Origin of the sequence: Pseudomonas fluorescens, assembly GCF_902497775.2 — a bacterium.
Lineage (GTDB): Bacteria > Pseudomonadota > Gammaproteobacteria > Pseudomonadales > Pseudomonadaceae > Aquipseudomonas > Aquipseudomonas putida_F.
Genome location: NZ_OZ024668.1, coordinates 5,685,383 through 5,711,374, shown reverse-complemented (window position 1 = coordinate 5,711,374; position 25,992 = coordinate 5,685,383). Strand labels below are relative to the sequence as shown.

Below are 25,992 nucleotides of genomic sequence, written 5' to 3'. Positions count from 1 at the left end.
GAAACCACTGGTTTTCCAGCGGGACGCTTTGCCTATCCTTGGAAGGATCTCTCATATCAGCGGAAGATCCATGAAAGCTTCGCTTCCCAGCCGCTACGCCTGCCTTGTCGGCTGCCTCGTTTTCACCTTTGCCAGCCTGCCGTTTCTGTCTGCCCACTCCTGGCTATGGCCTTTCACCCTGATCAGCGCCCTGCTCAGCCTGGTCGGCCTCAATGACTTGCGCCAGAGCCAGCACGCGGTGCGGCGCAACTACCCGATCCTGGGCAATATTCGCTACCTGATCGAAACCATCCGCCCGGAAATTCGCCAGTACCTGCTTGAAGGCGATGACGACAAGCTGCCGTTCTCCCGGGCCCAACGCTCGCTGGTGTATGCGCGGGCCAAGAACGAAAGCGCCGAGAAAGCCTTTGGCACTCTCAACGATGTCTACCGGCCGGGCTTTGAGTTCATCAGCCATTCCATGTTGCCGGTGGAAACACCCGACCCCGCGTCTTTTCGCATCAACATCGGCGGCCCGCAGTGCCGCCAGCCTTACTCGGCATCGATTTTCAATATCTCGGCAATGAGCTTCGGCGCACTGAGCGCCAACGCCATTGCCGCGCTGAACAAGGGTGCCAAACTCGGCCGTTTCGCCCATGACACCGGTGAAGGCGGCATCAGCCCCTATCACCGTGAGCACGGTGGCGACCTGATCTGGGAAATCGGCAGCGGTTATTTTGGTTGCCGCACAGCTGAGGGTCGTTTCGATCCCGAGCGTTTCGCCGAACAGGCCCGCGACCCGCAGGTGAAGATGATCGAGGTCAAGCTCAGCCAGGGCGCCAAACCCGGCCACGGCGGGATTCTGCCCGGGCACAAGGTCAGCGCCGAAATCGCCGCGACCCGTGGCGTGCTGATGGGTGAAGACTGCATTTCGCCGGCAGCGCACAGTGCCTTTCGCAGCCCCGTGCAATTGTTGCAGTTCATTGGCCAACTGCGCGAGCTGTCTGGCGGCAAACCGGTGGGCTTCAAGTTTTGCCTGGGCCACCCGTGGGAGTTCATGGGTATCGCCAAAGCCATGCTGGCCACCGGCATCGTCCCGGACTTCATCGTGGTGGATGGCAAGGAAGGCGGCACCGGCGCCGCGCCACGGGAGTTCAGCGACAACATCGGCGTACCGATGCGCGAAGGGCTGATGTTCGTGCACAACACCCTGGTGGGCCTGAACCTGCGCGACAAGATACGCATCGGCGCCGGCGGCAAGATTGTCAGCGCGTTCGACATTGCCAGCGTGCTGGCCATTGGCGCCGACTGGGTCAACTCGGCCCGTGGCTTCATGTTCGCCATCGGTTGCATCCAGTCGCAAAGCTGCCACACCAACAAATGCCCGACCGGTGTGGCGACCCAGGATCCGCTACGCCAACGCGCCCTGGTGGTGCCGGAAAAGGCCGACAGGGTGTACAGCTTCCATCGCAACACCCTGCATGCCCTGGCCGAAATGCTCGCGGCAGCGGGCCTTGAGCATCCCGCCGAGCTCAAGCCCAAGCATCTGGTACGGCGCATCAGCGCCAGTGAGATTCGCCTGTTTTCCCAGTTGCACGTATTCCTCAAGCCCGGTGAATTGCTCAGCGGCTCGATCGACAGCGAGTTCTATGCACGGATGTGGCGCATGGCGCGCAGCGACAGCTTCGAGCCGGAGACCGGCGAGGTGCAGGCGATCAAACCTGTTGTACGCCGAAAACAAACAACCCCGGCCTAGGCCGGGGTTGTTGGAGACGCCAAACAGCTATCAGAGGATGCTGATTGGGTACTCGACGAATACGCGGACTTCGTTACCGTCGTCGTTGTAGCCGTTCTGACGAACGCTATCAGAAGTACGCAGGAACGAGCTACGCAGTTTGACGGACAGGTCCTTGGCAGGGCCTTCCTGAACCACGTACTTGAACTGGTTGAAAATCTCGCGCTCTTTACCTTCGCCGTAGCCGTGGGTGTTGATGTTGTCACCACGCACGTAGGCCACTTTGTAGGTCAGGCCCGGTACGCCGAAGGCGCCGAAGTCCAGGCCGTAACCCAGCTGCCAGGAACGCTCGTCTTCAGCGTTGAAGTCGGACCAGTAGGAGTTGGCCAGGTAGATGGTCGAACCACCGTCACCCACGCCACCGGCGTTCTGGTAGAAGCCGTACTGATACCCGGTGTCGCCAGTGCTGCGCTGGTGAGCAATGGTGATCGAGTGCGGGCCGAAGGCGTAGGTAGCGGCCAGGCTCCAGATGGTGTTGGAGTCACCGGTCAGGTCGGCGGCAGCGACGTACTTCTTGTCGATGTCCGACTTGTAGCCGTTGAAGTCCAGGGTCAGCGATTGGTCGTCGGCGATCGGGTGAACGTAGTTGACGCCCAGGTAGTGCTTCTTCAGCACGTCTTCGACGTCGGAGGTGTACAGGGAAGCCGACAGGTTCTCGGTGAACTTGTAGCTACCGCCGAATACGTTGATCGACTTCAGGCCACCGCTGTCACGGCCTTCAGCACTTTTACGCGCTTCCTGGGTGAAACGACCGGCGTTCAGTTCCAGGCCCTTGATCTCCTTGGAGGTGATCAGGGTACCGGTGTAGCTTTCTGGCAGCAGGCGACCGTCGTCGTACTGCAGCACTGGCAGTTCAGGCATCTGGTCACCGTACTTCAGTACAGTGTTGGAGATGCGGAATTTGACTGCGGCGCCACCACGGGCCAGGTTGTGCGGGGAATTCTGCTGGTTGGTCGGCGAGTCGCCGTCCGCCGGCTTGAAGAAGTCGATACCGCCACCGCCGTTGCGGCCTTTGCCACCGTCCAGACGCACAGCGTACAGACCGAATGCGTCGACACCGACACCAACGGTGCCTTGGGTGTAGCCGGAGGAGAACTTGCCGATGAAGGCCTGGCCCCACTCGCTCTGGTCGTTGGTACCGTGCTTCTTGTCACGGTTGATGAAGGCGTTGCGCAGCAGAACGCTGGCTTTGCTGTCTTCTACGAAGCCCTTGGCTTCGGCCTGGTCATTGGCCATAGCCTGAGTCGCTGCCATAAGCCCCAGCGCGATCAGACTGATCCTGGTTTTCAACATTTTATTTTCCTTATTTCTTAGTCAAAGACGCTCTGCGACCAAACGCCAAAAACCACGCCCCCTGCGTGGGTTGACGCTCACGGGTCTAAAAATGAAAAGCCCGCCTGCGAGCGTTCGCAGCGGGCCTTTTATTCTGGACTCTTGGCCGATGGGCCTACAGGCGTTGACCGAATCCTATCCGTGTGCGGATCAGCGTGTCAAAATTTCGTGAAAAGTAAGTGTTTCTGCTTACAGGGCGCAGCCATCCGGGGCGCAAAATGCAGGGTTATCGCCCATTTTTTCGGTGCTCAGGTAGAACTCCCGGTCCAGCCATTGCACAAAGGCGTCAGGCTTGCCAAGGAACGGACCGATGTCGATAACCTGCAGCCGCCCTTCCCGTTCCAGCACCAGGGTTGGATAACCCTGCCCACCGACGCTGGCCATGAACGCGCGGCTGGTGCGCATATGGCTTGGCGTATCCACTTCCAGCAATGCGCTGGCAAAGACTGGTGCAGGCAGCCCCATCTCTGCGGCGATTGCCTTGAGCACCGCTTCATCGGCAATACGTCGACCTTCCACGTAGTGCGCACGCTGCAACCGGGCCAACAACTCAAGGCCACGGCCAGCCAGTTGCTCTGCGGCAAGGATGGCCGCAATGGGCGGCTGCGAATCGAATACGGCGTCGTTGTCACGCAACAAGCCCTCAAAGTAATCGCGGCCGAAAAGCTGCCCGGTGTATTCAGCGATGCGCCGGTCATGGGGCATGACGAAGTCGCGCAACTGCGCCGACACCTTCTGGCGATTGGCACCAGCCATCATCCCGCCACCGTGCAGCACAACCGGCATCAGGCCACTGGCGGCATCGATCAGCGGCTCGGCGCCATAGCACCAGCCACACAACGGGTCGAACACATAGTGAAGGGTGGTTTGTACGGGCATGGGAGCCTCCTGAAAAAATGATGGCGTCAGGTTAGGCCGGATGAAGGTTGCGAAAAACGCCGCACTGGTTACAGCTTTATTGCTAAAAACAGTACAAATATCCTGTCGAGACTAAAGCCGCATAGACAGAAACATCTTGAAACAAACACTCCGTCGGCAAATCTAGAAACAATTAACGTTAGTAAATGGCAAGCATTATCATTCGCGCAAAATTTCTCCCCTTCTAAAAATGCTCGGATGTCCGCCATGCTTGCCCCTTGCCGCCTTTCTCCCCTGACCCTGGGCCTGTCGCTGTTTTTCAGCTCAGGGCTGGTCGCTGCCGCCACCACTACGCTACCCGAAGTCTCGGTTACCGCCGAATCTGATCGCGAGCGCAACGACCCACGGGTACGTGAGGTCAGCACCGCGACCCGCACCGCTACGCCTTCCCGCTATGTGCCCCAGGCCATCGATTCGGTGAAAACCAGCAATGTGCTGGATTACGGCAGCAACGACCTGGGCAAGGCGCTCAGTGGCATCCCCAACGTCAGCAGCGGCGCCGACACACGCTTTGACAGCGTGCGCATCCGCGGCTTCGACGCCAGCAACGACTTCTACCTCGACGGTATTCGCGACGACAGCCAGTACGTGCGCGACCTGCACAATATCGAGCGGGTTGAAGTGCTCAAGGGCCCGGCCGCCGTGCTCTATGGCCGCGGCAGCCAGGGCGGGATCGTCAACCGGGTGAGCAAGATGCCGGAAGCCGGCCGGCGCTCCAGCATTGAGGCCCAAGGCGGCAGCGAAGACCTGCGCAGCCTGTATGCCGACCTTAGCGCCGATCCGAGCGACAACATCAGCCTGCGCCTGAATATGGGCAACCAGGACAACAACAGTTTCCGCGATGGCATCGACGGCAGCCGCCAGTTGTTCGCGCCATCGATGAGCTGGCAGTTGACCCCGGACCTGAACTGGCTGGTGCAATACGAGTACAGCCGCTACAACCGTACCCCCGATCGTGGCATTCCCAGCGTCAATGGCCGCCCGGCCGACGTCGGCCGCGACACCACCTACGGCGATACCCAGCGCGACTTCATCGACGACAAGGCGCAGTCGCTGCGCTCGCGCCTGAACTACCAGCTCAGCGACAACTGGCAGGTGCGCCACACCCTGGGCCTGTTCAAGCTCAACAGCGATTTCGACAACACCTACCTGACCGGCTACAACACCACCACCCACCAGGTCACCCGCCAGCGCTGGCAGCAGGACCTGAACACCCGCAACCTGTTCAACAACCTTGAGCTGGAAGGCAACTTCGACACCTTCGGCCTGCAGCACACCCTGCTTACCGGCCTTGAGTTCGGCAACCAGCGCCGCGACCCGATCCTCTATACCGCAGCGACCTCGGGCGCAGGCGCTCGCCCGGTGCCGAGCCTGGACCTGAACAACCCCAACCGTGACCTGCAACATAACGGCCGCATGGTGGTGTCCAGCAACAACCACACCGTGGTCGACAGCCGCGGCCTGTACCTGCAGGACCAGCTGCGCCTGAACGATCAGTGGCAAGTGCTGGCCGGGGTGCGCTTTGACCAGTTCGAGGTGGAAACCACCAACAAGGTCCGCGGCATCGCCGAGAAGCAGGACAGCAACAGCACCAGCCCGCGCCTGGGCGTGGTCTATTCGCCCTGGAAGGAACACTCCTTCTATGCCTCCTGGAGCAAGACCTTCTCCCCAGTCGGTGGCGGCCTGATCGGCATTACTCCGGGCGCGGCCGGCAATACTAACGAAACCAGCCCGGAACAAACCCGACAGAAGGAAATCGGGGTCAAGAGCGACTGGCTCGACGAGCGCCTGAGCACCACCCTGGCGGTCTACGAGCTTGAGCTCTACAACCGCCGGACCAGCGACCCGAACAACCCGGGCATCACCCTGCTTTCCGGCCTGCAGCGCTCACGCGGCGTGGAACTGACCGCCACCGGCAACATCGTTGGCAACTGGTACGTACGCGGCGGCATCGGTATCCAGGATGCAACCATCGTCAAGGACAACAACGGCCAGGAAGGTAACCGGGTGAGCAATGTCGCCAAGCGCAACGGCAGCCTGTTTCTTACCTGGAAGCCAGAGATGGGCTGGTATGGCGAAACCGGCCTGACCCTGGTCGGCGAGCGTTACGCTGACAACCAGAACACTGCGCTGCTGCCCGGCTATGGCCGCTGGGATGCCCTGGCCGGTTTTCGCACCAAGGACTGGGACCTGCGTGCGGCGCTCAACAACATCACCGACAAGACTTACTACAGTTCGGCTACCAGCGCCGGGCAGATCCAGTTCGGCGACCCGCGTAGCCTGATCGTTACTGGCACCTATAGCTTCTAAACGCCAAGCAACGAAAAAGGGCGGCATTGTTCAGACAATGCCGCCCTTTTCAATGTTGCGACCGAACCACCTAGCGGCTGCCATCACCCAGCAGCACTTCCAGCTCTGCCTCGGTAAGCAGGCCTGCCGGATAACGCGCCAGCAACGAGCGACGCTGATCGGCCTTCCTGACCCGGTTTGCTCCATTGTGTTTCAACCACTGCGCCACGCGCTGGAGGGACTCGTGATTCATTGCTGATGGGGACGAAGCCGGCTCACTTGCTGCATTCATTTCGACACGTACTCCCTGGGGCCGTGAGCGGCTAACCTACTCAAACTTTGTGACAGAACCATGCTGGTCTATCTGTTTGAAATACAATGCAAAACAAATACAAGAGGTGTGCCAGAAAGTCATGCCGGTCGTCGTCCGCGCATAAAAAAAGCCCGTCTATCGACGGGCTTCTGTCTTACTGCTGTTCAGCGTTTGGCTGGCGCCGGTTGCTGTTGGGTCAGGCAATGGATGTTGCCACCGCCCAGAAGCATCTCGCGCCCGGGGATCATCACCACTTCGTGATCAGGGAACACCCGCGCCAGAATCGCTCTAGCCTCGGCATCTGCCGGATCGTCGAAGCTTGGGGCAATGATGCCGCCATTGACGATCAGGAAGTTGACGTAGGAGCCGGCCAGGCGCACCGATGGGTTTCGCTCCTGGCTACCGGCCACCGGATCGACCCCGGCGCACTCCTCTTCGGTGGCGAACAACGGCCCCGGAATCGGCATCTTGTGCACGGTAAAGGCGCGGCCTTTGGCGTCACGGCTGTTCTCCAGCACCTCAAGTGCGCCATGGCAGCGTGCGTAGTTGGGGTCTTGCGGATCATCGGTCCAGGCCAGTAACACTTCACCTGGGCGAACGTAACAACAGAAGTTGTCGACGTGGCCGTCGGTCTCGTCGTTGTACAGGCCATCGGGCAGCCAGATGATGCTATCCACCGCCAGGTGATCGCGCAGGATGGCTTCGATCTGCTCGCGGTTCAGGTGCGGGTTGCGGTTGTGGTTGAGCAGGCATTCCTCGGTGGTGATCAGGGTGCCTTCACCGTCCACATGGATCGAGCCGCCTTCGAGCACGAAGCCTTCGGTGTGGTAGCGCTGGCAGCGTTCCATCTCCAGCACCTTGCTGGCCAGTTGCTCGTCGCGGTTCCACGGCGAGTACAGGCCACCTTCGAAGCCGCCCCAGGCATTGAAGCCCCAGTCGACGCCACGCACTTCACCGCTGTCGTTGATAACGAAGGTCGGCCCGGTATCCCGCACCCAGGCGTCATCGTTGCTGATTTCCACTACGCGAATGTTCGGCAGGTCCAGGCGTGCCCGGGCGTTGTCGTACTGCGCGGCGGACACGGCAACGGTCACCGGCTCGAAACGAGCGATGGCCTTGGCCAGGGTCACATGGGCAGCCTGCACCGGCTTGCCACCCAGGCGCCAGTTGTCCGGGCGCTCGGGCCAGACCATCCAGACCTGGGTTTGTGGCGCCCACTCCGCGGGCATGTGGAAGCCGTCGGCGCGCGGGGTACTGGTAAGCGTTTTCATAGATGTTCCTTGCTGAACTCTCAGGATTGCAGCGCGCCGTCGAGGGTCTTCACCGGGCCGTACTGATCTGGACGACGGTCACGGAAAGTGCCCCAGGCACTGCGGGTGTGCTCAAGCTTGTCGAGGTCGAAAGTATGCACCAGCACACCCTCCTCGGTCTCGTTCAGCGCCTGGACCTTCTCGCCGAACTGATCGGCGATGAAAGAGGAGCCGTAAAAGGTGATGTCGTAGCCGTCCTGCTCTTCGCGGCCGATGCGGTTGCTGGCGACCAGCGGCATCAGGTTGGCGCCGGCATGACCTTGCTGCACACGCTGCCAGTGGTCGCGCGAGCAGATGCTCTGGTCGTGCGGTTCGCTGCCAATGGCGGTCGGGTAGAACAACACTTCGGCGCCGAGCAGGGCCATGCTGCGTGCGCACTCGGGGAACCACTGGTCCCAGCAGATACCGACGCCGATTTTCGCGTAACGGGTCTGCCAGACCTTGAAGCCGGTATCGCCCGGGTTGAAGTAGTACTTTTCGTGGTAGCCCGGGCCGTCCGGGATGTGGGTTTTACGGTACACGCCCAGGTTGCTGCCGTCGGCATCGATGATCGCGATGCTGTTGAAGCGCGCACGCCCGGCCAGCTCGTAGAAACTGATCGGCAGCACCACTTGCAGCTCTTTGGCGAGCGTCTGGAAATGGCCGATGGCGGCGTTGGTTTCAACCGGGGTGGCCAGTTGCAGGTAATCCGGGTTGGGCTTCTGGCAGAAGTACGGGGTTTCGAAAAGCTCCTGGATCAGGATGATCTGCGCGCCCTTGGCCGCCGCTTCGCGGACCAGCCGTTCGGCGGTTTCCAGGTTGCCCTGGCGGTCCCAGGAGCAGGCCATCTGGGTGGCGGCAACAGTGACAGTGCGGCTCATGTATTCCTCCTCGGCAGGTGGTTGGGCCGACAAGGCCAGGCCACCACGGTGATGATGATGGCACTTATATCCGATAAATATCGACTTTAAAAGAGCAATTTAGAAAAATTCAGCCAATAAAAAGCCGGTTAATCCGATATCAATCGAACTAACCGGCTTTAGCCCAAGCCTTACAGGTCTTCTGACAGTACCCGGTCGATGCTGTCGACAAAGAAGTCCACGCTCTCGCGGGTGGTACACATCGGCGGCTTGATCTTGAGGATGTTGAGGTAATCGCCGGTGGGCTGCATGAAGATACCCAGATCGCGCAGGCGGTTGCACAGGTAGGTCGTCTCGGCACTGGCAGGCTCCAGAGTCTGGCGATCACGCACCAGCTCCAGCCCCAGGTAAAAGCCAGAACCGTGCACGGCACCGGCCAGCGGATGTTTATCGACTAACTGCTGCAGCCGTGCCTTGAAGTAGCCACCGACTTCCCGGGCGTTATCCCACAACCCCTCTTCTTCCATGACATCAAGCACAGCCATGCCGATGCGGCAGCTGACCGGGCTGCCACCAGCGGAAGAGAAGAAATAGCCTTCGGCCTCCAGCGCCTCGGCAATCTCCCGGCGGGTGATGACCGCGCCCAGTGGCTGGCCATTGCCCATGCCCTTGGCCATGGTGATGATGTCCGGCACGACGCCCTGCTCTTCGAAGCCCCAGAACCAGGTACCCAGCCGGCCATAGCCGACCTGCACTTCGTCGGCGATGCACACGCCGCCCGCTGCCCGGACCTTGGCATAGGCTTGCTGCAGGTAGCCCGGCGGCAGCGAGATACCGCCGGCGTTGCCGTACACCGGCTCGCAGATGAAACCGGCCAGTTGCCGTTGCTCGGCAGCCAGTGCGTCAAGCTTGGCATCAACGTCGCGCAGATAGTCAGCGCTGCTCTCGGCGCCACGGTAGGCGCCGCGATAGGTGTTGGGCGCAATCACCGGGTGAACCCAGTCCGGCCGGGTGCTCAAGGCCTGGGGGTTGTCGGCGATGGAGGTGGAAATCGCATCGGTAGCCACCGACCAGCCGTGGTAGGCCTCAAGCACACTGAGCAAGTCGCGCCCACCGCTATAGGCCCAGGCCAGGCGGATCGCCAGGTCATTGGCCTCGGTGCCGCTGTTGACCAGGAACACCCGATCCATGCCGCTCGGTGCCAAGGTCAGCAAGCGTTCGGAAAACTCGGCGATGGCGGCGTAGTGAAAGCGCGAGTTGGTATTGAGCAGCGACCATTGCCGCGCAGACTCGGCAACCATGCGCGGGTGGCCATGGCCAAGTACTGCGACATTGTTGAGCATGTCCAGGTAAGACCGACCCTGCATGTCGATCAGGTAATTGCGCCAGCCGCGCTCGATATGCGGCGGCTGCTGATAGTAGTGCTTTTGCGAACGGGCGAAGCTGGCATCACGGCGGGCCAGCAAGGCCTGGGCATCGACCAATGGTTCAGCATCGCAGGCAAAACCAAGGATGGCTTGCGGCGAGGGGCACAATGCCTGCCAGGCCTGGGCCCGCGAAGGCACGACGAAGGCCGGCGGGTACAGCCCGGCCACTCGGCATAGCTGAACTTTCAACAACGCAGCACTGGCCCCCAGTGACTGCCCCTTGGCTAGCGCCTGGCCGTCGGCTGGTGCCTGACTCAGCCCATGCAACCACAGGCTGCATTCATTACCCGCCAGGCAACCGCTGTCTTCACCGTACTGCTGCCAGGTCCCGGCCCAAGGGGCGGTAAGCGCCGTGGCTGTCGGCAGGTGCAGCTCGACCTGCAGGGCGAAGGTCGCAGGTTCCGCAGGGTTGTCGATGTGGGTCTGCGACAGGCGGTACTGCCCATACAGGCTGCTGGCCGCGCCTGAGGCGCCAGCCTGCCGGGCCAGCACGCGCTGATCGATGCCAGGTTGCTCCCAGTTCCCGGCCTGGTAATGCTCACTGAGCACGCCAAGGTCCACCCCGGTCACCTGTGCGGCCACCGCGGACGGCAACAGCGGCGTCGAGTCTTCCAGCACCAGCGCAGGCGGCTCATGGCCAGTTACCTGCAGAATCGCCGCCTGCATCAACTCGAACGGCACGCTGGTGGCGACGTCGAAGATTTCCCACTCGTGGGCCAGATTATCCCGGCTGTAGCGGTTGCCGGGGTCGACACTCAACTGCTGCTCGCTGCTCAGCACCAGCACCCCAGCGCGGGCCACCACCAATGGCCACAAGGCGTTGAGCTCGGCTGCGCAAAGCGGATTGAGCGCATGATAGGCCTCGATCGCCGGCAGTATGCGCAAGGGGTCACCTTCGGCGTGGTGCAGCAAGGCCGCGCAGGTTACCGAGAGGTCCGCGATACGCCAGGTGTGCATCAGGTCGCCAAAATCGATGACCCCTTGCAACTGCCACTGGCGCTGCTCGTCACGCAGCCAGACAGCGTTGTCATCGGTGATATCCAGGTGCACGGCTTGCGATGGCAGATCATTGATCAAGGGTTGCAGCTGTTCCCAGGCCCTATCTGCGGCGGTTTTCACCCGCTCCTGCTGCGGGCTTTGATCCAGTACCGGCAGCAGGTGATCGATCAATGCCTGGGCATGGCGCGGATCCCACTGCAGCGTGCGCTCAAGGCCTGGGTGAGTGAAGTCGGCCAGGGCCTGGTCGACTCGCGCACAAAGGCGGCCGAGCTCAGCCACCAGGCGCGGCTCCATGTGCTTGATGCGGGTCAGCGACTGGCCTTCTATATAGTCGAGCACGCGCACGCGCAGGGGTTGGCCGTCGACGGTCACCGTCAGCAACTGCTCACCCGTTCGCGAAGCCTGCACACCGGGCACTGGCAGCCCCTGCTCCCGCAGGTAGCCAAGGGCAGCGTGCTGAGCCTGGAGTTCGCGCTCGGCATAGGCGCCATGGCAGATCTTCAACACGTAGCGGCCCTGAGGGGAATCCACTCTAAAATTAAGATCCTGCTGACTGCCCAAGGTTTGCAGTGCGCCACCGAGCTCATAGCGCTCCTGCAACAGGGTCGCTGCTTGCTGCGGGCTGACGTCAGGACATGGCTGACTGGAACGCTGGATCAGGGTACTAAGCGACATGGGCTGGGAACCTCGTTTTTTTGCTTATATCGCCACTGCGCCTGCCGATAAGCAAGAACAACGGGTAAAATTGGCGGGCAACTTGCTCAGTGCCCGGCTTAATCAAGCATAAATAGACGCTTCGGCGCTTTTTACTTGCACCTGCTTCCACCCGGCCACAAGCTATACACTTTGTGCTTAATGTCAGTTATGGAAGAAAGGCAGTCCGACATGCGAATTCTTATCACCGGCGGGGCCGGCTTCATCGGTTCGGCGCTGGTGCGTCACCTGATCAACAATACCGAGCACGAAGTGCTCAACCTCGACAAGCTGACCTATGCTGGCAACCTGGAATCGCTGACCAGTATCGCGACCGATACCCGCTATGAGTTCGTCCAGGCCGATATTGCCGATCAGGCCACCGTCAGCGCTGTCCTTGAGCGCTTCAAACCGCATGCAATCATGCACCTGGCGGCAGAGTCGCATGTCGACCGTTCGATCGACGGCCCTTCTGATTTCATCCACACCAACATTGTCGGCACCTATAGCCTGCTGGAGGCCACCCGTGCCTACTGGCTGACCCTGCCTGCCGACGAGCGTGCAGCGTTCCGTTTCCATCACATTTCCACTGACGAAGTGTATGGCGATCTGCATGGCGTCGATGACCTGTTCACCGAAACCACCCCGTATGCCCCAAGCTCGCCGTACTCGGCGAGCAAAGCCGCGTCCGACCACCTGGTCCGCGCCTGGCAGCGCACCTATGGCCTGCCGGTACTGATCACCAACTGCTCGAACAACTACGGCCCGTTCCACTTCCCGGAAAAACTCATTCCGCTGGTAATCCTCAATGCTCTGGCAGGCAAACCGCTACCGGTGTACGGCAACGGTCTGCAAGTGCGCGACTGGCTGTTCGTCGAAGACCATGCCCGCGCCCTGTTCAAGGTTGTGACCGAAGGCAAGGTCGGCGAGACCTACAACATCGGCGGCCATAACGAGCAGAAGAACATCGATGTCGTCCGTGGCATCTGTGCACTTCTCGAAGAGTTGGCGCCACAACGTCCGGCCGGTATCGCCAACTATGCCGACCTGATCACCTACGTTCAGGACCGCCCAGGCCACGACCAGCGTTATGCGATCGATGCCAGCAAGATCGAGCGTGAACTGGGCTGGGTTCCCGAAGAAACCTTCGAGACCGGGCTGCGCAAGACCGTACAGTGGTACCTGGACAACCTGCAATGGTGCCAGCGGGTACAAGACGGCAGTTATCAAGGCCAGCGCCTGGGCGCCAGCGAATTCAAGGATCTGATTGCATGACCAAAGGTATTGTCCTGGCGGGTGGCTCCGGCACCCGCCTGCACCCGATTACCCTGGGTGTTTCCAAACAATTGCTGCCGATCTACGACAAACCGATGATCTACTACCCGATCTCGGTACTGATGCTGGCGGGTATTCGCGAGATTCTGCTGATCTCCACCCCGCAGGATCTGCCGCAATACAAGCAACTGCTGGGTGACGGCAGCCAGTTTGGTATCCAGCTGAGCTATGCCGAACAACCGTCCCCGGATGGTCTGGCACAAGCGTTCCTGATTGGTGAAGAGTTCATCGGCGATGACTCGGTCTGCCTGATCCTGGGCGACAACATTTTCCACGGCCAGGGTTTCAGCGAACAGTTGCTGCGCGCCATCCAGCGTCCCTCTGGTGCTACGGTATTCGGTTACTGGGTCAAAGATCCTGAGCGCTTCGGCGTTGTCGACTTCGACAAGGACGGCCGTGCCCTTTCGATCGAAGAGAAGCCCGCCAAGCCCAAGTCTTCCTATGCGGTGACCGGCCTTTACTTCTACGATAACGCTGTTGTGAAGATCGCCAAGAACGTCAAGCCTTCGCCACGTGGCGAACTGGAAATCACTGACGTTAACAATGCTTACCTGCAACGCGGCGACTTGCGAGTCGAGCGATTCGGTCGCGGGTTCGCCTGGCTTGATACTGGCACCCATGACAGCTTGCTGGAAGCCTCACAGTATGTGCAGACCATCGAGCATCGTCAGGGCTTGAAGGTTGCCTGCCTGGAAGAGATTGCCTTCCAGCATGGCTGGATCGATCGCGAACAGTTGCTGGAACGTGCCAAGGCCTTTGGCAAGACCGGCTACGGACAGTACCTCTATGGCCTGGCTGAAGAACACCAATGAACGTAATCGCCACTGATCTACCCGACGTATTGATTATCGAACCCAAGGTGTTCGGCGACAGCCGCGGATTTTTCTACGAAAGCTTCAATGCCGACGCGTTCCAGGAAAAAACCGGTGTCACCACCACGTTTGTCCAGGACAACCATTCGCGGTCGCAAAAAGGTGTACTACGCGGGCTGCACTACCAACTCGAAAACACCCAGGGCAAGCTGGTTCGTGTGACCCAGGGTGAAGTGCTGGATGTGGCCGTGGATATCCGCCGAAGCTCCCCTCACTTCGGCAAATGGGTCGCGGTCAGACTGTCCGCCGACAATCACCGCCAGCTCTGGGTGCCGGAAGGCTTCGCCCATGGTTTCGTGGTGCTCAGCGAAAGCGCCGAGTTCCTCTACAAGACCACCGACTATTACAACCCGGCGGCTGAACGCTGCATTCGTTGGGATGATCCAGACCTGGCTATCGACTGGCAACTGGATGAGCCACCCCAGTTGTCAGCCAAGGATCAAGCCGGAAAATGGCTCAAAGATGCGGATCTGTTCCCATGAGTGCAGGCTTGAACATCCTCATCAGCGGCCAGCACGGCCAGGTGTCCCGGGAGCTGCAACAGCACCTGGGCGACCTTGGCCAGTTGCATGTACTGGGACGCGACACCCTGGACCTGGCGCACCCCGAAAGCATTCGTGCACAGGTGCAGCAGCTCAAACCCGACCTGATCATCAACGCCGCAGCCCACACCGCGGTCGATCAGGCCGAAAGCGAACCAGAGCTGGCCTTTGCGATCAATGCCCAGGCCCCCGGCGTCTTCGCCGAAGAAGCCGCAGAACTGGGCATCCCGCTGATCCACTATTCCACCGACTACGTGTTCGACGGCAGTAAAGACAGCCCCTACACCGAGGAGGACCAGCCCAATCCGCTGGGCGTCTACGGAAGCAGCAAGCTGGCCGGCGAACAGGCAATTGCGCAAGTGGGTGGTGAGCATCTGATCCTGCGTACCAGTTGGGTGTATTCACGGCACGGGCGCAACTTTCTACTGACCATGCAGCGCCTGCTGCAGGAAAAACCAGAGTTGCGCATCGTCGCCGACCAGATCGGCGCACCGACCTGGGCTGGCACCATCGCCCAGAGCACCCGCGCCCTGATCGAACGCTGGCAGGCTGGCCAGGCCGGCGCCTGGGGCACCTACCACCTGACCGCCCAAGGGGAAACCTCCTGGTTCGGTTTTGCCCAGGCCATTGCTGAACACCTCAAGGCCCAGGGTTTGCCCTGCGCCGAGCTGGTGCCAATCCCCTCCAGCGACTACCCGACCCCGGCCCACCGCCCGCTGAACTCGCGCCTCGATTGCAGCCGCCTGCAACGCGAGTGGCAGGTCAGCCAGCCACACTGGCAGCAGGCGCTGATCGACTGCCTGAAGTAGCGCATAATGCGCCAGATCATTCTGGCGCAGTTGCGATGAACATAACTCCACCCGTACCCCGCCGCCCTCGCTGGCGCAGCCTTGCCCTACTTGCAGTGTGCCTGGCGCCCTTGCTGTGGCCGTTGCAACACCTCGCCGAGCGCTACTACCAGGACGAACTGGCCGGGCAAAACCGCCAGACCCTCGACTTGTACGTGGCCAACCTGCTCGGCACCCTGCACCGCTACGAGACGCTGCCGCAGATCCTCGGTGACCTGCCGGCGCTGCGCGCGGTGCTGGCCGACCCCCTGCGCCTGGAAACCCTGACCAACGCCAACCGCCTGCTCAAGGACATCGCCACCCAGACCGGCGCCGAGGTCATGTACCTGATGGACGCCAATGGCAACACCCTGGCCGCCTCCAACTGGGACAAACACGACAGCTTCATCGGCCGCAACTTCGCCTTCCGCCCGTATTTCAGCGAAGCCATTGCCGGGCGCCTGGGGCGCTTCTTCGGCCAGGGCACCACCTCGGCCAAGCGCGGCTACTTCTTTGCCGCCGCGGTGCGCGACCGCGACCGAGTAATCGGTGCACTGGTGGTCAAGGTCGACCTCGACCATACCGAAACCCTCTGGGGCAAGACCCCGGAACAGTTGCTGCTGACCGACCACAACGGCGTGGTGATCCTGACCTCCAGGCCTGATTGGCGTTTTCGCGCCACTCGGCCACTGAGCGACGCCGAACGCGAAGCCATCGTCGCCATCCAGCCATACCCGACTCAAACGCCCAAGCCGCTGACCCTCGACCCCAAGGCCTGGCTAACCCAGACCCAGGCCATCGACGAGACCGGCTGGCAGGTCAGCATCCTCGCCCCACGCACCCTGATCGACCGCTCGGTGCGCACCGTGGTGGCCATTGGCGGCGCCACCTTGCTGGTAGTGATGCTGCTGCTCGGCTTGATCATGCAACGGCGCCGCCACTACATGGACCGTATCGACTTTGAAGCCCATGGCCGCCAGGAGCTGGAAAAGCGCGTGATCGAGCGCACCGCCGACCTCGAAGGCCTCAACAGCCGCCTCAAGGAAGAAGTGCTGGAGCGCGAACAGGCCCAGCAGGAACTGGTGCGCGCCCAGGACGAACTGGTGCAGGCCGGCAAGCTCTCGGTATTGGGTACCATGTCGGCGAGCATCAGCCACGAACTCAACCAGCCACTGGCGGCGATCCGCAGCTATGCCGAGAACGCCGAGATACTCCTCGATCACCAGCGCACCGATGATGCCCGCAGCAACCTCAAGCTGATCAGCGAACTGACCGGGCGCATGGCGTCAATCATCGCCCACCTGCGCGCCTTTGCCCGCCGCGACCGCCATGCTCCGGAGAGCGTAGCCCTGCAGCCGGCCCTGGACGATGCCCTGGCGCTGCTGGCCAAGCGCCGACGGGCAATGGCCGTGGAGCTGGTGCGCGACCTGCCGGAGGCCACCCTGTGGGTCCAGGCCGGTGAAACCCGTCTGCGCCAGGTGCTCGGCAACTTGCTGGCCAACGCCCTCGACGCCCTGACCGAAAAAGCCAACCCGCGCAAACTCTGGCTCAGTGCCGAACAGCGCGATGGCAACGTCTACCTGTACATTCGCGACAACGGTCCGGGCTTTACCAGCCAGGCCATGGCCCGCGCCCGTGAGCCGTTTTTCACCACCAAGACGCGCACCCAGGGCCTTGGCCTGGGCCTGGCGATCTGCGATACCTTGATGCGGGCGCTGGGCGGTGAGCTATTGCTCGGCAACCACCCTGAAGGCGGCGCCCTGCTGACCCTGCAACTGCGCATCGCCAAGCCCGGCGCAACCCTACCCACTTCGGAGGACCCATCGGCATGACGACCGAGCCGCTCATCGACAGCCGCACGCAGGTGATCCTGGTCGACGACGACCCGCACCTGCGCCAGGCCCTGAGCCAGACCCTCGACCTCGCCGGGCTGAAGATCCTGCCCCTGAGCGACGCCCAGGGCCTGGCCGGGCGCATCGAGCGCGACTGGCCGGGCGTGGTGGTCAGCGATATTCGCATGCCCGGCATCGACGGCCTTGAGCTGCTGCAGCAGCTGCACGCCCAGGACCCGGAACTGCCGGTACTGCTGATCACCGGCCACGGCGACGTACCGCTGGCGGTGCAGGCCATGCGCGCCGGTGCCTATGACTTTCTGGAAAAACCCTTCGCCAGCGATGCCTTGCTCGACAGTGTGCGCCGCGCCCTGGCCCTGCGCCGCCTGGTGCTGGACAACCGCAGCCTGCGCCTGGCCCTGAGCGATCGCCAGGAGCTGAGCACACGCCTGGTCGGTCACTCGGCGCCGATGCTGCGCCTGCGCGAGCAGATCGGTGCCTTGGCCGGCACCCGCGCCGATGTGCTGATCCTCGGCGAAACCGGCGCCGGCAAAGAGGTGGTGGCCCGCGCTCTGCACGACCTGTCGAGCCGCCGCGACGGCCCGTTCGTGGCAATCAACGCCGGTGCCCTGGCCGAGTCGGTGGTCGAAAGCGAACTGTTCGGCCACGAGCCAGGGGCGTTCACTGGCGCGCAGAAGCGCCGCATCGGCAAGTTCGAATTCGCCAACGGCGGCACGCTGTTCCTCGATGAAATCGAAAGCATGAGCCTGGATGTCCAGGTCAAGCTGCTGCGCCTGCTGCAGGAACGGGTGGTCGAGCGCCTGGGCGGCAACCAGCTGATCCCGCTGGATATCCGCATCATCGCCGCGACCAAGGAAGACCTGCGCCAGGCCGCCGACCAGGGGCGCTTCCGTGCCGACCTGTATTACCGCCTGAACGTCGCACCACTGCGCATTCCACCGTTGCGCGAGCGCGGCGAAGACATCCTGGTGCTGTTCCAGCACTTTGCCGAAGCCGCCAGCGAGCGCCACGGCCTGCCAGTGCCGCCACTGCAGCCGACGCACCGGGCGCTGCTGTTGCGCCATGAATGGCCGGGCAACGTGCGTGAACTGCAGAACGCCGCCGAACGCTTCGCCCTGGGCCTGGAACTGGCCCTGGACGGTGATCTGCCGCCTGCGGCCGACGATACACTGGCAAGCATGGGCAGCGGCAACCTCAGCGAACAGGTCGAGCAATTCGAACGCTCGCTGATCGCCGCAGAACTGGCGCGCTCGCACAACTCGTTGCGCAGCCTGGCCGAAGCGCTCGGCATCCCGCGTAAAACCCTGCACGACAAGCTGCGCAAACACGGCCTGAGCTTTGCCGACAGTAACCACCACAGTGATGACCTGGAGGACAACCGTCCATGAGCACGGACAGCCACTACCTCGAATCGGTGTTGCACAGCGACATCCCGCTGACCCGGCAGATGGGCCTGCAGGTGCTCGACTGGCAGCAGCATTGCCTGCGCTTGCAATTGCCACTGGAAGCCAACGTCAACCACAAGAGCACCATGTTCGGCGGCAGCCTGTACTGCGCGGCGGTGCTGGTCGGCTGGGGCTGGTTGCACCTGAGGTTGCGCGAAGCGGGGATCGATGACGGCCATATCGTCATCCAGGAAGGCCAGATCAGCTATCCGCTACCGGTCACCGGCGCGGCGATTGCGACCTGCGCGGCGCCGGAGGAGAAAGTCTGGGAGCGATTCATCGCCACCTATCAACGCCGTGGCCGGGCGCGCCTGAACCTGCACACCCAGGTCAGCAATGCCGGCAGCAGCGAGGCTGCCGTGCAGTTCAGTGGCCAGTACGTGCTACACCGCTAGGGCTTGCTGCAACAGCGTGTCGCGCCACGGTGCGGCAGCCGGCAAGGCCAGGAAGAACGGGTTGAGCAAGGATTCGCGCGGCGGATAGACGAAAGCCTGGCCATCGAGGCCAAGCACTTCGCCGCCGGCGCCTTCCAGTACGCCCTGGGCTGCCGCGGTATCCCACTGCGACGTCGGTGCCAGGCGCGGGTAGCAATCGGCCGCGCCCTCGGCCAGCAGGCAGAACTTCAGCGAACTGCCGATATTGGCCAGTTCCAGCTCTCCTACCGCCTGGCTCAGGCCGGCCAACAAGGCCTCCTGTTGCGGGCTGGAATGCCGGCGGCTGGCGACCACGGTAAAACGCTCGCCGGCAGATGGTGCAGTGCGCACGCTGATGGCTTTGGCCGCCCCGCTCTCTTCTGCAAGCCAGGCACCGAAGCCTTTGCCGCCGTAATAGCAGCGCCCATTGGTGGGAATCGCCACCACGCCAAACACCACCTGACCCTGCTCGATCAGGGCGATGTTGACGGTAAATTCTTCTGTACCGGCGATGAACTCCTTGGTGCCATCCAGCGGATCGACCAGCCACCAACGCTGCCAGCCTTGGCGTTCGCTCAGGGGAATGTCGCAATCTTCTTCCGACAGCACCGGGATCTCCGGCGCCAGCGCGCGCAAACCCTCGGCAATGACCTGATGGGCCGCGAGGTCCGCGGCCGTCACCGGCGACTCATCGGCCTTGGCCGTCACTGCCACATCGGCGCGCCAGAACGGCAGGATGGCCTCGCCCGCCTGGCGGGCCAGCTCCACCACTTGCTGCATCAGGGCACTGTCGCTCATAGCGGGAACACCCCGCGCTGGCTCAGCAGGTCGCGTACCAGATACAGCGCCGCCAGGGCCCGACCTTCAGAGAACTGCGGATGCTGGGCCAGGGCCGACAGCTCGCGCAGGTTGATCTTGTCGACACGCATCGGCTCCGGCTCGTCGCCTTCCAGGCGTTCCTCATAGAGGTCGGTGGCCAGGACTACCTGGATCTTCTGGCTCATATAGCCGGGCGACAGCGACAGCTCGGTCAGATGCTCCAGCTGACGGGCGCCGAAACCTGCTTCTTCCTTGAGTTCGCGGTCGGCCGCCGCCAGCACGTCTTCACCCGGTTCGATCAGGCCCTTGGGCAACGACAGTTCGTACTCGTCGGTACCACCGCAGTATTCTTCCACCAGCACCGCATGCTCGGCATCGAGCATCGCCACGATCATCACCGCGCCATAACCGTTGCCGCGCCCGACCAGGCGTTCGTAGGTGCGCTCGGCGCCGTTGGCAAAGCGCAATTGCACGGCTTCGACGCGGAACAGGCGGCTGCTGGCGACGATCTCGCGAGAGAGAACGGTGGGTTTCTGGCGCATGGGGCGGCTCCTTGGCGTGAACGGGTTACTATACCGTGGCTTGCCCGGCCGCTGCCTCCTGACTGCTCGAGAATTTCATATGCCCGTTTTAGCCTGGTCCACCATCGATACCGTCCTGCTGGACATGGACGGTACCCTGCTCGACCTGCATTTCGACAACCATTTCTGGCTCGAACAACTGCCCCAGCGCTACGCCGAACTGCACAGCATCAGCCGGGCCATGGCCGAACTCGAACTGCAACCGCTGTTTGAACAGCACGCCGGCTCGCTGAACTGGTACTGCCTGGACTTCTGGAGCCGCGAGCTGAACATTCCGGTGCGCGAACTGAAGCTGGAAACCGCCCACCTGATCGCCCTGCGCCCGGATGCCGACACCTTCCTCAAGGCGATCAAGGACGCCGGCAAGCGCGTGATCCTGATCACCAACGCCCACCGCGACTCGTTGTCGCTGAAGCTGGAACGGGTGGAGCTGGCGCCCTACTTCGAGCGCCTGATCAGCTCCCATGACTACGGCTACCCCAAGGAGAACCCGCAGTTCTGGAGCGCCCTGCAGGCGGATATCGGCTTCAGCCCGCAACGCAGTCTGTTTATCGACGACACCTTGTCGATCTTGCGCAGCGCCCGCGACTTCGGTGTGGCGCACCTGCTTGCGGTGCGCCAGCCGGACAGCCGCAAAGGGCCGCGAGATACCGAAGAGTTCGCCGCAGTGGAAGACTACCGGGCGTTGCTCGAAGGGTTGTGATTATTCAGGGATGCGCAGGGTCTGGCCCGGGTAGATCTTGTCCGGGTGGCTGAGCAGCGGCTTGTTGGCTTCGAAAATCTTGTTGTACTGGTTGGCGTTGCCGTACACAGCCAGGGAAATGGCACTGAGGGTGTCGCCCTTCTTCACCACGACAAAACGGGCAGCGGCAACCAGAGGCCCGGTAACAGTGATCTGATCATCCACCGACTCCACACCGGCAATGTTGCCCAGCGCCAGCAGGATTTTCTCCTTCTCTTCCTGGCTGGCCACCTCGCCGGTGACCGTCACCTTGCTGCCCTCGACAGTTGTCTGAATGTTCGGATTGCCCAAGCCTACCTTGGAGACATGCTCCTTCAACTGCTCGCTGGCATTGGCATTACCCGGGGTCAACAGGTCGATAAGTTTCTCGCCTGCTTCTTTGACGAAACTGAAAATGCTCATACCGCTCTCCTTGGTGATGAATCTCGGAGCCTGGAGTCTAGGACAGGTTAGAATGCTTCGCCTGCTTTGCGCCGTGGAGCGACGATGGACATCAAACAACTCAAATTCCTCATCGCCCTGGATGAAACCCGCCACTTCGGCCAAGCCGCCGCCCGCTGCCACGTGACCCAGCCGACCCTGTCGATGCGCTTGCGCAACCTGGAACAGGAGCTGGACCTGGCCCTGGTCAACCGTGGCCAGCGCTTCGAGGGCTTTACTGCCCAGGGCGAGCGGGTCCTGGCCTGGGCCCGCTCGGTGATTGCCGCCTACGACGGCCTGAATGCCGAAGCGGCCGCCTGCCGCGGTCATCTGGTCGGCACCCTGCGACTGGGCGTGGTGCCACTGTCGAGCTTCGACCCGTTGCCGTTGCTGCGGCGCATGCACCAGCAGCACCCGGAACTGCGCTTCGAACTCAGCGCCCTGAGCTCCGAGCAGATCCTCGAACAGCTCACCAGCAACCAGCTGGACCTGGGCGTGTCGTACCTCGATCGGCTCGACCATGAACGCTTCCAGTCGCTGCCGCTGGGCGAGACGCGCATGGGGCTTTTATATGATCCAGATCATTTCCGCTTTGACGACCAGCCCCTAAGCTGGCAACAGCTGACCGAACTGCCGCTGGGCTTGCTCACCGCCGGCATGCATTTTCGCCAGTCGATCGACCACAACTTCCACAGCCGCGGCCTGACCCCGCAGCTGTTGCTGCAGACCGATGCCGTCCATCAGTTGGCCCAGGCCGTCAGCGGCGGCCTGTGTTGCGCCATTATGCCGTTGGCGGCGGGCCTGGAAGTGCTCACCGAACGGCTGCGCCTGCAACCGATCGAACAGGCCTGTACCCTGGCGCCACTGGGCCTGATCATGCGCCGCACGGCGCCGCGCTCGGCCCTGGCCGAGGTGTGTCTGGCTGAATATCAAGCGCTGCAAGGCGAGGCTTGATCGACGCCGTCTATCAAAGCATCAGCATTAGCGATTAGACGATACCCGAGCGCAAGCCTAGGCTTAAAGCTGAACAGCCGCCGGTACCTCTGCTGATGAGCACTAAACCCCCGGCCTGTGCGGCGTCCACCCCGCTTGTGACTGCGCCCGCGGCCAGCAATATCTACGACTACTGCCACCTTGACGACGACAGCCAGGCCCATACCGCACTGGCTGAGGAAGTCGCGCTGGCGATCGCTTACAACGGCATCAGCCAGGCAGTCATGCTGGTCAGCCCCACTGACCTGGAAGACTTTATCGTCGGCTTCAGCATCGGCAGCGGCATCATTGCCTCGGCCAACGAGATCTACGACGTCAAGTTCACCAGCAGTGGTTCGGCCGTGCACGCCGAAGTCGAGATCGCCAACCGCGCCTTCTGGAACCTCAAGACCCAGCGCCGGCAACTGGCCGGGACCAGCGGCTGTGGCTTGTGCGGTGTGGAAGCGGTGGAGCAGGCGCTACCTGACCTTGCCGTGCTGCCGGGCGCGCCGCTGCCGCCAGCGCAATGGCTCGCAGGCTTGCGTCAGCGGATGGATGCCTTCCAACCCCTGGGCCAGCACTGCGGTGCGGTGCATGCGGCACTGTTCATGAACAATCAGGGTGAGATCCTGCTGGGCCGCGAAGACATCGGTCGGCACAACGCCCTCGACAAGTTGATCGGTGCCCTGGTACGCCAGCACATCAGCCTCGACGGCGGCCTGGCAATCGTCACCAGCCGCTGCAGCCTGGAACTGATCCAAAAGGTGTTGCGCGCCGGCATCCAGACCCTGGTCAGCCTGTCCTCGCCCACCGGCCTGGCTCTGCAGTGGGCGCGCCGGCACAACCTCAACCTTATTCACCTGCCCAAACACAGCGCGCCACGGGTGTTCAGCCCCGTGCGGGAGAACAGAACGTGAGCCTGCATCACCAAGCCGATCAGAAGCCTGTGCCTCGCTATAAACCCTACAATGGCGCCGCGGGTGGTTGGGGCGCACTACGTAGCGTGGCCCAGGCCTGGATCGGCAGCGACAACGCGCTGAAGAACATCCGCGCGCTGCTCAAGACCAACCAGAACGGCGGTTTTGACTGCCCGGGCTGTGCCTGGGGCGACTCACCGGAAAGCGGCATGGTCAAGTTCTGCGAGAACGGCGCCAAGGCAGTGAACTGGGAGGCGACCAAGCGCCGGGTGGATGCCAAGTTCTTCGCTCGCCACAGCGTCACCTCGCTGCTGGCCCAGAGCGACTACTGGCTCGAATACCAGGGCCGGCTGACCGAGCCGATGGTTTACGACGCCAGCACCGACCGCTACAAACCCATCGACTGGGACGGCGCCTTCGCCCTGATCGCCGAGCACCTGCAGCAACTCGAAAGTCCCGACCAGGCCGAGTTCTATACCTCTGGCCGGGCCAGCAACGAAGCGGCCTATCTGTATCAGCTGTTCGTGCGCGCCTACGGCACCAATAATTTCCCCGACTGCTCGAACATGTGCCACGAGGCCAGTGGCGTGGCCCTTGGGCAAAGTGTCGGGGTCGGCAAGGGCACGGTGACCTTCGACGACTTCGAACACGCCGACGCGATCTTCGTCTGGGGCCAGAACCCCGGTACCAACCACCCGCGCATGCTCGAACCGCTGCGTGAAGCGGTCAAGCGCGGCGCCCAGGTGGTGTGCGTCAACCCGCTCAAGGAACGCGGCCTGGAACGTTTCCAGCACCCGCAGCACCCGCTGGAAATGCTCACCAACGGCGACCGCCCGACCAACACGGCCTATTTCCGCCCGGCCCTGGGCGGCGACATGGCGCTGCTGCGCGGCATGGCCAAGTTTCTCTTGCAGTGGGAGCGTGAAGCCCAGGCCAGCAACGCCCCGGCGATTTTCGACCACGACTTTCTCAACCAGCACACCCAGGACGTACTTGCCTACCTGGCCGCAGTCGATACCACCTCCTGGGAGCAGATCACCGCGCAATCGGGCCTGACCCTGGCCGAGATCGAACAAGCCGCGCGCATGTACTGCAAGGCCAAAAAGGTCATCATGTGCTGGGCCATGGGCATCACCCAGCATCGCCATTCGGTGTCGACCATCCAGGAAATATCCAACCTGATGCTGCTGCGCGGCAACCTCGGCGTACCAGGCGCCGGCCTGTGCCCGGTGCGTGGCCACAGCAACGTGCAGGGCGACCGCACCATGGGCATCAACGAGCGGCCACCGGTGGCCCTGCTCGATTCCCTGGAGCGCCGCTTCGGCTTCAAGGTGCCACGGCACAATGGCCACAACACGGTCGAGGCGATCCGGGCCATGGCCGACGGCCAGGCCAAGGTGTTTATCGCCCTGGGCGGCAACTTCGCCCAGGCTACCCCGGATACCGAACGCACTGCCCAGGCCCTGCGCAACTGCGAACTGACCGTACAGATCAGTACCAAGCTCAACCGCAGCCATCTGCTGCATGGCAAGCAAGCGTTGATTCTGCCTTGCCTGGGGCGCACCGATATCGACCTGCAAGGCGAAGGCCCGCAGGCAGTGACGGTGGAAGATTCGTTCAGCATGGTCCACGCCTCCAACGGCCAGTTGCAGCCGCTGTCGCGACAGATGCGCTCGGAGCCTGCGGTCATCGCCGGGATCGCCAATGCCACCCTCGGCGCCAAACCGGTGGACTGGAACTGGCTGATCGCCGACTACGCGCGGATCCGTGACCTGATCGACCAGACCATCCCCGGCTTTGAGAACTTCAACCAGCGCCTGCAGCACCCAGGCGGCTTCTACCTGGGCAACAGCGCCGGCCAACGGCAATGGAAAACCGCCAGCGGCCGGGCCAACTTCAAGGCCAATGCCCTGCCGGACGACCTGCTGCATGAGCGCGTGCGCGCCAGCGGCCAGGTGCCGGACCTGATCATGCAGTCGATGCGCTCCCACGATCAGTACAACACCACTATCTACGGCCTGGATGATCGCTACCGTGGGGTCAAGGGCCAGCGCAACGTGCTGTTTGCCAATGAAGCCGACATCATCCGCCTGGGTTTCCACCCCGGTGACAAGGCCGATATCGTCTCGTTGTGGAGCGATGGCCGCGAGCGGCGAGTCAAGGGCTTCACCCTGCTGGCCTTTGATATCCCAGCCGGCCAGGCGGCGGCCTACTATCCGGAGGTCAATCCGCTGGTGCCATTGGAAAGCGTTGGCGATGGCAGCCACACGCCGACCTCGAAGTTCGTTGCGATCCAGTTGCAGCCTACCAGCGACAACGCCCGGATCCTCTGACAGAATCGCTGGCAAACAGGCACAAAA

At 62.3% G+C, this 25,992-nt stretch carries 22 protein-coding genes; 13 read left to right on the top strand and 9 right to left on the bottom strand.

What is annotated here, in order from left to right:
* Nucleotides 1–70 precede the first annotated feature (70 nt).
* Nucleotides 71–1,735, top strand: coding sequence for an FMN-binding glutamate synthase family protein (locus F8N82_RS26310; protein ID WP_038998227.1), 1,665 nt, complete (start codon nt 71–73; stop codon nt 1,733–1,735).
* A 30-nt stretch (nt 1,736–1,765) separates the two neighbouring features.
* Here the strand turns inward: F8N82_RS26310 and F8N82_RS26305 are convergent, their stop codons facing one another.
* Nucleotides 1,766–3,067 (bottom strand): OprD family porin, encoded by a 1,302-nt coding sequence (locus F8N82_RS26305; RefSeq protein ID WP_038998226.1) that lies wholly within the window; start codon nt 3,065–3,067, stop codon nt 1,766–1,768.
* Nucleotides 3,068–3,295: 228 nt separating this feature from the next.
* Nucleotides 3,296–3,985: a DsbA family protein gene (locus tag F8N82_RS26300; RefSeq protein WP_038998225.1), complete on the bottom strand. Its 690-nt coding sequence runs from the start codon at nt 3,983–3,985 to the stop codon at nt 3,296–3,298.
* Between the two features lie 246 nt (nt 3,986–4,231).
* On the opposite strand from F8N82_RS26300, the gene F8N82_RS26295 reads away from it, so the two are divergent.
* Nucleotides 4,232–6,334, top strand: a complete 2,103-nt coding sequence (locus F8N82_RS26295; protein ID WP_038998224.1) for a TonB-dependent receptor — start codon at nt 4,232–4,234, stop codon at nt 6,332–6,334.
* A gap of 70 nt (nt 6,335–6,404) precedes the next feature.
* Here F8N82_RS26295 and F8N82_RS26290 read toward each other — a convergent pair whose 3' ends face one another.
* The 4 genes from F8N82_RS26290 to F8N82_RS26275 form a co-directional block, all read right to left on the bottom strand.
* Complete coding sequence (locus F8N82_RS26290) at nt 6,405–6,605, bottom strand: hypothetical protein (protein WP_038998222.1); 201 nt, start codon at nt 6,603–6,605, stop codon at nt 6,405–6,407.
* 185 nt (nt 6,606–6,790) lie between these two features.
* Entirely contained in the window at nt 6,791–7,897 is a 1,107-nt protein-coding gene (gene aguA, locus F8N82_RS26285) for an agmatine deiminase (protein WP_038998220.1), read from the bottom strand.
* A 20-nt stretch (nt 7,898–7,917) separates the two neighbouring features.
* A complete protein-coding gene (gene aguB, locus F8N82_RS26280) occupies nt 7,918–8,796 on the bottom strand; it encodes an N-carbamoylputrescine amidase (protein WP_038998219.1) in 879 nt (292 codons plus the stop codon).
* Between the two features lie 170 nt (nt 8,797–8,966).
* A complete protein-coding gene (locus F8N82_RS26275) occupies nt 8,967–11,876 on the bottom strand; it encodes an aminotransferase (protein WP_038998218.1) in 2,910 nt (969 codons plus the stop codon).
* 210 nt (nt 11,877–12,086) lie between these two features.
* Here F8N82_RS26275 and rfbB point away from each other — a divergent pair, with 210 nt between their 5' ends.
* From rfbB to F8N82_RS26240, 7 genes are read left to right on the top strand one after another with little or no spacing between them, the layout of a single operon-like run.
* Nucleotides 12,087–13,169: a dTDP-glucose 4,6-dehydratase gene (gene rfbB / locus F8N82_RS26270; RefSeq protein ID WP_038998217.1), complete on the top strand. Its 1,083-nt coding sequence runs from the start codon at nt 12,087–12,089 to the stop codon at nt 13,167–13,169.
* Entirely contained in the window at nt 13,166–14,041 is an 876-nt protein-coding gene (gene rfbA, locus F8N82_RS26265) for a glucose-1-phosphate thymidylyltransferase RfbA (protein WP_038998216.1), read from the top strand. The genes rfbB and rfbA overlap by 4 nt, the downstream gene beginning before the upstream one ends.
* Complete coding sequence (rfbC, locus tag F8N82_RS26260; RefSeq protein ID WP_038998215.1) at nt 14,038–14,583, top strand: dTDP-4-dehydrorhamnose 3,5-epimerase; 546 nt, start codon at nt 14,038–14,040, stop codon at nt 14,581–14,583. Before rfbA ends, rfbC begins: the two co-directional genes overlap by 4 nt.
* Nucleotides 14,580–15,452, top strand: a complete 873-nt coding sequence (rfbD, locus tag F8N82_RS26255; RefSeq protein WP_038998214.1) for a dTDP-4-dehydrorhamnose reductase — start codon at nt 14,580–14,582, stop codon at nt 15,450–15,452. Before rfbC ends, rfbD begins: the two co-directional genes overlap by 4 nt.
* 35 nt (nt 15,453–15,487) lie before the next feature.
* The gene (locus tag F8N82_RS26250; RefSeq protein ID WP_038998211.1) at nt 15,488–17,302 is read left to right on the top strand and encodes a sensor histidine kinase; all 1,815 of its coding nucleotides are present in this window, start codon (nt 15,488–15,490) and stop codon (nt 17,300–17,302) included.
* On the top strand, nt 17,299–18,711 hold the full coding sequence (locus tag F8N82_RS26245) for a sigma-54-dependent transcriptional regulator (protein WP_038998210.1): 1,413 nt from the start codon (nt 17,299–17,301) through the stop codon (nt 18,709–18,711). Before F8N82_RS26250 ends, F8N82_RS26245 begins: the two co-directional genes overlap by 4 nt.
* The gene (locus tag F8N82_RS26240; protein ID WP_038998209.1) at nt 18,708–19,163 is read left to right on the top strand and encodes a YiiD C-terminal domain-containing protein; all 456 of its coding nucleotides are present in this window, start codon (nt 18,708–18,710) and stop codon (nt 19,161–19,163) included. Before F8N82_RS26245 ends, F8N82_RS26240 begins: the two co-directional genes overlap by 4 nt.
* Here the strand turns inward: F8N82_RS26240 and cysQ are convergent.
* Nucleotides 19,152–19,979 carry a 3'(2'),5'-bisphosphate nucleotidase CysQ gene (gene cysQ, locus F8N82_RS26235; RefSeq protein WP_038998208.1) on the bottom strand — a complete coding sequence of 276 codons (828 nt, stop codon included), beginning with the start codon at nt 19,977–19,979 and terminating at the stop codon, nt 19,152–19,154. The two genes, F8N82_RS26240 and cysQ, sit on opposite strands and share 12 nt — an antisense overlap.
* Nucleotides 19,976–20,542 (bottom strand): ADP compounds hydrolase NudE, encoded by a 567-nt coding sequence (gene nudE / locus F8N82_RS26230; RefSeq protein ID WP_038998207.1) that lies wholly within the window; start codon nt 20,540–20,542, stop codon nt 19,976–19,978. Before nudE ends, cysQ begins: the two co-directional genes overlap by 4 nt.
* Nucleotides 20,543–20,621: 79 nt before the next feature.
* Between nudE and yrfG the strand changes: the two genes are divergently transcribed.
* Nucleotides 20,622–21,284: a GMP/IMP nucleotidase gene (yrfG, locus tag F8N82_RS26225; protein ID WP_038998206.1), complete on the top strand. Its 663-nt coding sequence runs from the start codon at nt 20,622–20,624 to the stop codon at nt 21,282–21,284.
* Here yrfG and lysM read toward each other — a convergent pair whose 3' ends face one another.
* A complete protein-coding gene (gene lysM / locus F8N82_RS26220; protein ID WP_038998205.1) occupies nt 21,285–21,725 on the bottom strand; it encodes a peptidoglycan-binding protein LysM in 441 nt (146 codons plus the stop codon).
* 84 nt (nt 21,726–21,809) lie between these two features.
* Between lysM and F8N82_RS26215 the strand changes: the two genes are divergently transcribed.
* The 3 genes from F8N82_RS26215 (at nt 21,810) to F8N82_RS26205 (ending at nt 25,965) form a co-directional block, all read left to right on the top strand.
* Entirely contained in the window at nt 21,810–22,697 is an 888-nt protein-coding gene (locus tag F8N82_RS26215; protein ID WP_038998204.1) for a LysR family transcriptional regulator, read from the top strand.
* 95 nt (nt 22,698–22,792) lie between these two features.
* On the top strand, nt 22,793–23,632 hold the full coding sequence (gene fdhD / locus F8N82_RS26210) for a formate dehydrogenase accessory sulfurtransferase FdhD (RefSeq protein WP_038998203.1): 840 nt from the start codon (nt 22,793–22,795) through the stop codon (nt 23,630–23,632).
* Nucleotides 23,629–25,965 carry an FdhF/YdeP family oxidoreductase gene (locus F8N82_RS26205; RefSeq protein ID WP_038998202.1) on the top strand — a complete coding sequence of 779 codons (2,337 nt, stop codon included), beginning with the start codon at nt 23,629–23,631 and terminating at the stop codon, nt 25,963–25,965. The genes fdhD and F8N82_RS26205 overlap by 4 nt, the downstream gene beginning before the upstream one ends.
* Nucleotides 25,966–25,992: the final 27 nt, after the last annotated feature.